General features: G+C 70.8%; 10 protein-coding genes. 6 read left to right on the top strand and 4 right to left on the bottom strand.

Features of this window, described 5'->3' with window-relative positions:
* Positions 1-576: HlyD family secretion protein (locus VGD44_RS25925; protein WP_331091600.1), on the bottom strand; the 576-nt coding region annotated here is incomplete at its 3' end.
* Positions 573-1,160, bottom strand: coding sequence for a TetR/AcrR family transcriptional regulator (locus VGD44_RS25920; protein ID WP_331091598.1), 588 nt, complete (start codon positions 1,158-1,160; stop codon positions 573-575). The genes VGD44_RS25925 and VGD44_RS25920, both read right to left, overlap by 4 nt.
* Positions 1,161-1,222: 62 nt before the next feature.
* Between VGD44_RS25920 and VGD44_RS25915 the strand changes: the two genes are divergently transcribed.
* The 6 genes from VGD44_RS25915 (at position 1,223) to VGD44_RS25890 (ending at position 7,483) form a co-directional block, all read left to right on the top strand.
* Positions 1,223-2,815, top strand: coding sequence for a DHA2 family efflux MFS transporter permease subunit (locus tag VGD44_RS25915; RefSeq protein ID WP_331091596.1), 1,593 nt, complete (start codon positions 1,223-1,225; stop codon positions 2,813-2,815).
* A gap of 202 nt (positions 2,816-3,017) precedes the next feature.
* Positions 3,018-3,545, top strand: coding sequence for a hypothetical protein (locus VGD44_RS25910; protein ID WP_331091594.1), 528 nt, complete (start codon positions 3,018-3,020; stop codon positions 3,543-3,545).
* A 192-nt stretch (positions 3,546-3,737) separates the two neighbouring features.
* Positions 3,738-4,583, top strand: a complete 846-nt coding sequence (locus VGD44_RS25905) for an enoyl-CoA hydratase (protein WP_331091592.1) — start codon at positions 3,738-3,740, stop codon at positions 4,581-4,583.
* A gap of 51 nt (positions 4,584-4,634) precedes the next feature.
* On the top strand, positions 4,635-5,096 hold the full coding sequence (locus tag VGD44_RS25900) for an Lrp/AsnC family transcriptional regulator (RefSeq protein ID WP_331091589.1): 462 nt from the start codon (positions 4,635-4,637) through the stop codon (positions 5,094-5,096).
* A 282-nt stretch (positions 5,097-5,378) separates the two neighbouring features.
* Complete coding sequence (locus VGD44_RS25895; RefSeq protein WP_331091588.1) at positions 5,379-7,010, top strand: acyl-CoA synthetase; 1,632 nt, start codon at positions 5,379-5,381, stop codon at positions 7,008-7,010.
* Between the two features lie 29 nt (positions 7,011-7,039).
* Positions 7,040-7,483, top strand: a complete 444-nt coding sequence (locus VGD44_RS25890) for a VOC family protein (protein WP_331091586.1) — start codon at positions 7,040-7,042, stop codon at positions 7,481-7,483.
* 94 nt (positions 7,484-7,577) lie between these two features.
* On the opposite strand, the gene VGD44_RS25885 is transcribed toward VGD44_RS25890, so the two are convergent.
* Both VGD44_RS25885 and VGD44_RS25880 read right to left on the bottom strand, forming a co-directional pair.
* On the bottom strand, positions 7,578-8,714 hold the full coding sequence (locus VGD44_RS25885) for a serine hydrolase domain-containing protein (protein WP_331091584.1): 1,137 nt from the start codon (positions 8,712-8,714) through the stop codon (positions 7,578-7,580).
* Positions 8,711-9,253, bottom strand: a 543-nt coding sequence (locus tag VGD44_RS25880; protein ID WP_331091582.1) for a TetR/AcrR family transcriptional regulator, incomplete at its 5' end; no start/stop codon positions are given. The genes VGD44_RS25880 and VGD44_RS25885, both read right to left, overlap by 4 nt.

The following is a 9,253-nucleotide window of genomic DNA, read 5'->3' as shown; positions in this document are numbered from 1 at the left end:
CGCGAGGTCCAGCGCCGCGGCGGCCACGGCCTGGGTCTCGACCCGGTCGGCGTCGCGGCGTGGGGCGTAGCCGGTCTTCAGGAGCGCCTCGTAGCGGCCCCAGTCGGCGCGGGCGCGGGCCACCTCGGCGTCGGCGGCGCGGATGCCGGTCTCGGCCTCGCGGACCTGGGCGGCGGCCACCGCCTCGTCGGTGGCGAGCCGGCCCAGCGCCGCCTGGGCGGCCGCGACCGCGGCGTCGGCCAGCGCGACATCGCCCTCGGCCGCGGCGACGCGGGCGGCGTACTCGTCGAGATCCAGCCGCACCAGCACCTGTCCGGCCCTCACCGGCTGGTTGTCGGCCACCAGAACCTGGGCCACGTGGCCGCGAACGCGGGGCGCCACCACGGTGACGTCGGTCTTCACATAGGCGTTGTCGGTCGTGGCCGAGCCCTTGGCGGCGTGGATGTAGCCGTAGCCGGCGCCGCCGACGACCAGGGCGGCGCCCAGCACCAGGACGCCGCGGGGCGGCAGCTTGCGCTTCGGCTTGACGGGCGCGGCGGCGGCGATGGCCAGCGGATCGTGGGTGACGGCGTTCATGGGAGCACTCCGGCCCGGGTCTTGATGCTGTGGCGCGCGTCGGCCAGCAGCCGCTCGGCAGCTTCGTCGTCCGACATGGCCCGGGACAGCGAGACCGCGCCGGCCATCTCGGCCAGCAGCGAGGCGGCGAGCCGCAGGCGCTCGTCCTCGCCGCCCGTGGGCAGCCAGGCCGCCAGCCGCGCGATCAGGCGCTGGACGCCGCCCTGGAACACCGCGCGCACCGCCTCGCCCTGACGCGGCAGGTCGCTGGACAGCATCACAATCGGGCAGCCGCCGTCCGGCCGCGCCCGGTGCGTCATGGAGACGTAGGAGTCGACGAAGGCGCAGAACGCCTGCGGACCATCCAGCCCGGCCGTCAGCCGGATGAACCGCTCGCGGCTCTCGCGGAACGCCTCCTCGACGGCCGCCGCCACCAGCGCTTCCTTCGAGGCGAAGTGGGCGTAGAAGCCGCCGTGGGTCAGCCCCGCCCCGGCCATGATCTCGGCCACGCCTACGCCTTCCGGCCCCTTGGCGCGGACGGCGGCGGCCGCGGCGCTGACCACCTTCTGCCGGGTCTCTTCCTTGTGCGTGTCGCTATAGCGCATGGCGATGTCCGCCTTTATATGATGTCCATCATATTAAGCGCCTGAGCCCGGAGCGCAAGACCATGACCGCCGCATCCGCTGTCGCAGGCGCCCCGCCCGCCGGGCCCGCAGCCCTCACCGAACGCCGCAAGCTGCTGATCTTCGCGATCATGGCGTTCGGCCAGTTCATGGCGCTGCTCGACATCCAGATCGTCGCCGCCTCGCTGAACTCCATCCAGGCGGGCCTCAACGCCGGTCCGGACGAGATCGCCTGGGTGCAGACGGCCTACCTCATGGCCGAGATCGTGATGATCCCCCTGGCCGCCTTCCTCAGCCAGGCGCTGTCGACCCGCTGGCTCTTCACCCTCTCGGCCGGCCTCTTCACGGTCTCCAGCCTGCTGTGCGGCCTGGCTTGGGACATCAACTCGATGATCGCCTTCCGGGCGCTGCAGGGCTTCACCGGCGGCGCCATGGTGCCACTGGTCTTCGCCACCGGCTTTGCGATGTTCGAGGGGCCGAAGCGGGCCGCGGTGCCGGCGATCCTGGGCATGGTCTCGACGCTCGCCCCCACGCTAGGCCCCACGGTGGGCGGCCTGATCACCGAGTACGTCGACTGGCGCTGGCTGTTCTTCATGAACATCGTGCCGGGCGTTGCCGTCACCCTGCTCTTCCCGCTGCTCGGCAAGGTCGACTCCGCCAGCCCGCAGATGCTGCGGCGCATCGACTGGCTGCACGTGGCCTCCCTGGCGGTGTTCCTGGGCGGGCTGCAGTACGTGCTGGAGGAAGGCCCGCGGCACGAGTGGTTCAACGACGACGCGGTGCTGACCGCCGCCTGGGTCTCGGTCGTGGGCGCGGTCGTCTTCTTCGAGCGCACCTTCTTCTCGACCATGCCCGTCGTGAAGCTCACGCCGTTCCTGCGGCCCACCTTCGCCATGGCCTGCGTGCTGAACCTGGTGATCGGCTTCGGCCTTTACGCGGCCACCTACCTGACGCCGGTCTACCTGGGCCGCGTGCGCGAGTTCTCCAGCCTGGACATCGGGACCACCGTCTTCGTGACCGGCGTCGCCATGACCGTCACCGCCCCCATCGCCGCGCGGCTCTCCACCCTGGTCGACGCCCGCTACGTGATCGCCGTCGGCTTCTCGATGTTCGCCGTCTCGCTCTGGATGTTCTCCAACATCACGCCCGAGTGGGGCTTCTGGGACCTGTTCTGGCCGCAGGTGATGCGCGGGCTGGCCATGCTGCTGTGCATCGTGCCGGCGGTGGGCATGGCGCTGAACGGCGTGCCGCCGGAGCAGCTGCGCTACGCCTCGGGCCTGTTCAACCTGATGCGCAACTTGGGGGGAGCGATCGGCATCGCCGTCGTGAACACCTGGCTGATCGACTTCACGCGCGAGCACGCCACCCGGCTCTCCGCCGCCATGGGCGAACAGCCCGACCGCGCCGCCGAGATGATCCGCGGGCTGACGCAGATGGCCCAGCAGTGGACACCGGACGCCGCCCGCGCCCTGCAGACCGCCGAGGCGATCCTCGGCCGGGTGCTGGGCCGTGAGGCCCTGACCCTGGCCTTCGCCGACACCTACCTCCTGATGGCCCTGCTCTTCGCCGCCGCGCTGCTCATCGTCCCGTTCGCCAAGCCCGCGCCGCTCCAGGGCCCGCCGCCGACCGAGCACTAGGAGGCGACATCCGAACGTCATGGCCGGCCTTGTGCCGACCACCCGGACACGCAGTCGCTTCAAGCCGACCACGGCCGCGCCACAGCGAGCCAACGGACTCCGGTGCTTCTGGGTGGCCGGCACAAGGCCGGCCATGACGATCCTGGGTGGGGAATCTCGCGGAAACTTGACTTCCCCCGCCAACTATGTTCTTGTTTTGTTCATGTCGACCGCGACCGACACCGCGCGCGAGGAAGCCCTCCTCCTGGAACTTGCCGAACTCGGCATGGGCATGGCCCGCCAGTTGCACGCCGTCACGCTTGCGACCACGGAAACCGATACGCTCATCGCCCTGGCCACGGCGTTCCGCCAGGTCGGCCGCGGCGTCCGCCAGTCCCTGGCGCTCCGGGCCCGCTTCGCCGCCGGAACCGTCGCGGCCGAGCGCCCTGCGCGAGCCGAGGCCACTACACCGCCATCCACGCCGCGGCCCCAGACCGAACGCGCCGACTGGAACGACTACGAGCGCCCCGACTGGAACGAGCGCTTCGCCACACGCGCCGAACCCCTCGACCTCGAACAGGCCGACGGCGACCCCGAGGTCTGCATCGCGCGCATCGCCCGCGACCTCACCGTCGTCTCCCGCACCCCGGCGCTGGCCGCGATCCCCGCGCTCCGGCCCCAGGCCGCAAGGCTCGCCGGCCGCGCCGCCCTCCTCGCCGGCGGCGCCCTGCGCCTCGTCGACACCTCCTGACGACGCGCCGTCATTTCGAACCGCGAACGGACGCGAAAACACGCGAACAGCCCGCAACTGCCGAGGACCCCGCTCCCGACAGGGCCCGCTCGCGTGCTTTCGCGTTCGTTCGCGGTTCTAACATCCGAGACTTCGCGCTAGCCCGCCGCGACGGCAGGTTGCTAGCGTCCCCCACAACGGGAGGGCCGACCCATGACCGCCGAGACGCCGATCCTCTACGAGAGCCCGGCCGAGCACATCGTGCGCATCGTCCTGAACAGGCCCGACAGCCGCAACGCCCAGGACACCGGTCTGCTCTACGCCCTGAACGCGGCGTTCGACCGCGCGGCGCAGGACGACGGGGTGAAGGTGATCATCCTGGCGGCCAACGGCCCCCACTTCTCGTCCGGCCACGACCTGCGCGAGGGCGGCTCGATCGCCGAGCAGATGGCGCCCTTCGACGTGGTGGGGACCTGGTGCGGCTTCGGCTGCGCGGGCGCCGAGGGCCGGATGGCGCGGGAGAAGGAGATCTACCTCGGGCTCTCCGAGCGCTGGCGCAACATCCCTAAGCCCACCATCGCCCAGGTGCAGGGCAAGTGCATCTCGGGCGGGCTGATGCTGGCCTGGCCCTGCGACCTGATCATCGCCTCGCACGACGCCCTGTTCAGCGACAACACGGTCGGCATGGGCGTGGGCGGCGTCGAGTATTTCGGCCATCCGTGGGAGCTGGGGCCGCGCAAGGCCAAGGAGCTCCTGTTCACCGCCGACTGGCTGACCGCCCAGGAGGCGCGCTCGCTCGGCATGGTTAACCACGTCGTCCCCGCCGACGAGCTTGCCGAGTTCACGCTCGATCTCGCGAAGCGGATCGCCACCAAGCCCCTGTTCGCGCTCAAGCTCGCCAAGGAAGCCGTCAACGCCGCCGAGGACGCCCAGGGCCGCGCGAGCGCCATGAACACCGCCTTCGCGCTGCACCAGCTGGCCCACAGCCACAACATGCAGGTGCACGGCATGGCTGTGGACCCGAGCGGGCTGCAAGTCCGGCGCAAGTCAGAAGCCTAGCCACAGGCTTGCCCTTCTGTAGAATTCCGTTCTCCACGGAAGGGCTTGGCCATGGAATTTGTTCTGGACCCCATCGACCGGCGCATCCTGCGCGAACTGCAGCGCGATGCGACCGTGCCGATCGCGGACCTCGCCCTGCACGTGGGCCTCTCGCAGACGCCCTGCTGGAAACGGGTGAAGCGCCTCACCGACGCCGGCGTCATCACCCGCCGTGTGGCCCTGCTGGCGCGCGAGAAGCTGGACTTGGCCTTGGTGGTCTTCGTCTCGATCAAGACCAGCCACCACGACCAGGAATGGCTGGACGCCTTCGCCAAGGCCGCGTCGGGGATGCCCGAAGTGGTCGAGTTCTACCGGCTGTCCGGCGACACCGACTACCTCTTGAAGGTGCTGGTGAAGGACATCGCCGCCTACGACGCCTTCTACAAGCGCCTGATCGGCGCCGTACCGCTGTCCGATGTCTCCTCGGCGTTCGCCATGGAGCAGATCAAGTACACGACCGCGTTGCCGGTCTGATCCTTCCTTTTACCTCCCCCGCCAAGGGGCGGGAGGGGGACCGCACGCCGAAGAGCGCGTGGTGGAGGGGGCGAGCCTCCTCAACTGAATCCAAAACAGCGCCGTCGGTCCGCCGAGCCTGAAGCTCGTCCCCTCCACCAGCCGCTCTTCGCTGCGCTCGGCGACTGGTCCCCCGCGCGCCGCTTCGCGGGGGAGGCAAGTCTCCATCGTTTGACTTACCCCCGCGGCAAGCCTCCAATTTCCCTCCAACGACAAAAGACAGAGTGTTGGGAGGCGTATCGGATGGCTTGGACCCTGGCGGACGTTTGGGAGGCGATCGCGGCGAGCCAGCCGGACACGCCGGCGCTGGTGCAGGCCGACCGCGTGATCAGCTGGGCCGAATTCGACGCCCGCTCGGACGCGCTGGCCGCCCACTTCATCGCCAAGGGCCTGGGCCACCAGGCCAAGGTGGCGGCCTACCTCTACAACGGGCCGGAGTACCTCGAGGCCTACTTCGCGGCCTTCAAGGGCGGCTATGCCCCCGTGAACACCAACTACCGCTACGGCCCCGAGGAGGTGCGCTACCTCTTCGACAACGCCGACGCCGAGGCGGTGGTGTTCCACGCCGGCTTCACGGAGCTCCTCGAGAAGATCCGGCCGCAGTTGCCCAAGGTGAAGGCCTGGGTCGCGGTGGCCGAGCCGGGCCATCCGGTCCCAGCGTGGGCCGACGACTACGACGCCATCGTCGCCAAGGTCCCCGCCCAACGGCCAGTCCGCGCCCCCTGGGGCGTGTCGGGCGACGACCTGCTGCTGCTCTACACCGGCGGCACCACCGGCATGCCCAAGGGCGTGATGTGGCGCCAGGACGACCTGTTCCAGGTGCTGGGCGCGGGCGGCAACGCCGCGCTGGGCATCCCGCCGGCCACGTCGATCGCCGAGCTGATCGACCGCATCCATGGCCCGGAGCACCTGCGGGCCACCATGATGACCGCCGCGCCGCTGATGCACGGCACCGGCCAGTTCTCGGCGTTCATCGCGTTCAACGGCGGCGGCACGGTCTGCGTGCTGCCCTCGCGCAAATTCAACGCCATCGAGCTGTGGAACGAGGTCGAGCGGCTGAAGGTCACCAACATCGTGATCGTGGGCCTCGCCTTCTCCACGCCGATGCTGGAGGCGCTCGACGCCAACCCGGGCAGGTGGGACCTCTCCAGCGTCCGGGCGATGAGCTCGTCGGGCTCGATGTGGAGCTACGAGAACAAGAAGGGCCTGCTCGGCCACATCCCGCAGGCGATGATCGCCGACAGCTTCGGTTCGTCCGAGGCGGTGGGCCTGGGCGCGTCGGCCTCGGCGGCCGGCATGGAGGCCCAGACGGCGGCGTTCATGCTGGGGCCGAACACAGGCGTCTTCCGCGAGGACGGCACGCGGGTTCAGCCGGGTTCCGGCGAGCGCGGCTTGGTGGCCGTCACCGGCTTCCTGCCGCTCGGCTACTACAAGGACGAGGAGAAGACCGCGAAGACCTTCAAGGTCATGGAGGGCGTCCGCTGGAGCGTGCCCGGCGACTGGGCCGAGGTGAACACTGACGGAACCCTGAAGCTCCTGGGCCGCGGTTCGGTCTGCATCAACACCGGCGGCGAGAAGGTCTTCCCCGAGGAGGTCGAAGAGGCCCTGAAGCGGCATCCGACGGTGCGCGACGCCGTGGTCGTGGGCGTGCCCGACGCCCGCTTCGGCGAGCGCATCTGCGCCGTGGTCGAGCCCGAGACCGGCGCCGCGCCGACGCTGGCGGAGCTGTCGCAGCACGTCCACGCGCAGCTCGCCGGCTACAAGGCGCCGCGGGAGCTGGTCGTCGTGGAGAGCATCGGCCGCGCCCCCAACGGCAAGGTCGACTACAAGGCGGTGAAGGACCGGGCGCTGGCGGCCCTCGGCGTCGCCGCCTAGTCTCGGCCTCCCCAGACAGGGAGGCCCCGATGGACGTGCTCTATGTCTCGAGCTTCGCGGTGATCGCGGCCGTCCCGGCTGAGAGCCGGAAGCTCTACCTGGACGCCCTCGGCCTGCCGCTGACCAGGCACGGCGACGACGACTACTTCTTCACCGAGGCCCTCGACGGGGCGAAGCACTTCGGCGTCTGGCCGCTGGCGCAGGCGGCGGAGGCCTGTTTCGGCGTCCGCGAGTGGCCGGCGGACCGGCCCACGCCGCAGGCCTGCGTCGAGTTCGAGGTGGCCACGGAAGCGGGCGTCCAGGCGGCGGCGGATGAGCTCGCCGGCCGTGGGCACACGATGATCCACGGCGCCAAGACCGAGCCCTGGGGGCAGGTGGTGGCCCGCCTGCAGGCGCCCGAAGGCGTGATCGTGGGGATCTCGTTCGCGCCCTGGCTGCACGGCGAGGCGCGCGCGGACCCCGCCCTCGCCTAGCGAGCCATACCATCCACCGCCCAGCTTCGAGATCTGGGTCCCGGCATTTGCCGGGATGAGCGGTGAGTTGGGCGCGGTTGAGTATGGTCCAACGCTAGCCGAGGCAGGCGTAGAGCATGTCCGCCAGACCCTTGCCGCGCGGGTCGCCGACCAGTTCGGGGCCCATGTGGTTCATCACGTAGCCGATCGCGACACGCGCGTCTGGATCGGCGCAGCCGAACGAGCCGCCCCAGCCGGAGTGGCCGAACGTGCGCGGGTTGGGGCCGTACACGCCGATCAGGTTGTGGATCACGCCCATGCCCCACTGCGGATTGAAGCCCAGCAGAAGGTCATCGCGATCGGAGGCGATGGCGGTCATCCGCGACAGGGTCGCCGGCGACAGGATCCGCGCGCCGTCGAGAGCGCCGCCCTCCGCGAGCGCCGCGCACAGCCGCGCGACACCGTGGGCGCTGGCGTGCCCGTTGAGCGCCGGCAGCTCGGCGGCGCGCCAGGCTCGGGTGTTCACCCGCGCCGGGTCTTGGGCAGGGTTGGAGAGTCCCAGCCGCACAGGCAGCGGCAGCTGGTCCAGCGGCACGACGGCTGGATTGTCGGCCGCGATAAGCTCGGCCACGCGCGCGTCTTCCGACGCTAGCAGGCCGATGTGGAAATCGGCGGCGAGCGGCCCGAAGACGTCCTCGCGCAGCAGGGTCCCGACCGTCCGACCCGCCACCCGCCGCACGATCTCGCCCGCCAGGAAGCCGTAGGTGGCCGCGTGGTAGCTGCTCAGGTCGCCGGGCTCGAACACCGGCGCCTGGGCGGCGAGGCGGCCGGTGACGAGGTCCCAGTCGTAGAGGTCGTCCAGGGTCGTGGGCTCCACGAAGCCCGGCAGGCCCGCCTGGTGCGACATGACCTGGGCGACGGTGATCGCGCCCTTCCCGGCCTGGGCGAACTCGGGCCAGACGTCGGACACCGGCTGGTCGTAGGCGATGAGGCCCGAGTCCACGCAGCGGGCGACGGCGACGGCCGTGGCGGTCTTGGTGGTGGACCAGACGTTGACCAGGGTATCGACCGCCCAGGGCTTCGATCGGGCAGCGTCCGCATGCCCGCCCCAGAGGTCGACGACCATTTCGCCCCGCCGGTAGACGCAGAGCGCCGCGCCCACCTCGGCGTAGTCGCCCGTGCGTTCGAAGTTCGCCGCGAAGGCGTCGCGGACCGGCTCGAAGCCGCGCGCCACATCACCCTGCACCGTCATGCGCGCGCTCCCAGACCCTGCGCCAGCAGGCGCACGTGCTCGGCGATCACCGTCTCCTTCGCCGCGAGGTCCGGCCGCCACCACTTGTGCAGCCAGCCGAAGGCGCCGGCCATGGCCTGGGCGACAGCGGTGAGGTCCACGTCGCGCACCGAGCCGTCCTTCAGGCCCTCGCGCGCCACTTCGGGATAGCCCTGCTCGAGGGCCCGGACCCGGGCCATGATCTCGTCCCGCGCATCGGCCGGCAGGGCTTCGACACCGGCCAGCGGCGCGAGCGGGCAGAACTCGTCGTCGAGGTTGGCCTCGACCAGCAGCGCCACGCCGGCGAGGTTCCGCTGCATGGCCGTGCCGCCCGACAGCTCCACGGCCTGCAGGATGCGGTCCGAGAGATTGAAGGCGCGGCGGAAGCAGCGCGCCACGAGGTCGGGCTTGTCGGCCAGGTAGTGGTAGACGGCGCCCTTGGTGGCCCCGACTTCGGCAGCGATCTCATCGATCGAGGTGGCCTCGACGCCCTTGCGGTTGAAGAGCCGGGAGGCCGCCCG

The sequence above is a fragment of the Phenylobacterium sp. genome (assembly GCF_036402295.1).
Lineage (GTDB): Bacteria > Pseudomonadota > Alphaproteobacteria > Caulobacterales > Caulobacteraceae > Phenylobacterium.
This window is presented reverse-complemented; position numbering and strand designations above follow the sequence as displayed.

What these genes read in the sequence shown, in the direction of transcription:
- VGD44_RS25920 (WP_331091598.1), bottom strand. Translation starts at nt 1,160, where the DNA reads ATGCGCTATAGCGACACGCACAAGGAAGAGACCCGGCAGAAGGTGGTC.
- VGD44_RS25915 (WP_331091596.1), top strand. Translation starts at nt 1,223, where the DNA reads ATGACCGCCGCATCCGCTGTCGCAGGCGCCCCGCCCGCCGGGCCCGCA.
- VGD44_RS25910 (WP_331091594.1), top strand. Translation starts at nt 3,018, where the DNA reads ATGTCGACCGCGACCGACACCGCGCGCGAGGAAGCCCTCCTCCTGGAA.
- VGD44_RS25905 (WP_331091592.1), top strand. Translation starts at nt 3,738, where the DNA reads ATGACCGCCGAGACGCCGATCCTCTACGAGAGCCCGGCCGAGCACATC.
- VGD44_RS25900 (WP_331091589.1), top strand. Translation starts at nt 4,635, where the DNA reads ATGGAATTTGTTCTGGACCCCATCGACCGGCGCATCCTGCGCGAACTG.
- VGD44_RS25895 (WP_331091588.1), top strand. Translation starts at nt 5,379, where the DNA reads ATGGCTTGGACCCTGGCGGACGTTTGGGAGGCGATCGCGGCGAGCCAG.
- VGD44_RS25890 (WP_331091586.1), top strand. Translation starts at nt 7,040, where the DNA reads ATGGACGTGCTCTATGTCTCGAGCTTCGCGGTGATCGCGGCCGTCCCG.
- VGD44_RS25885 (WP_331091584.1), bottom strand. Translation starts at nt 8,714, where the DNA reads ATGACGGTGCAGGGTGATGTGGCGCGCGGCTTCGAGCCGGTCCGCGAC.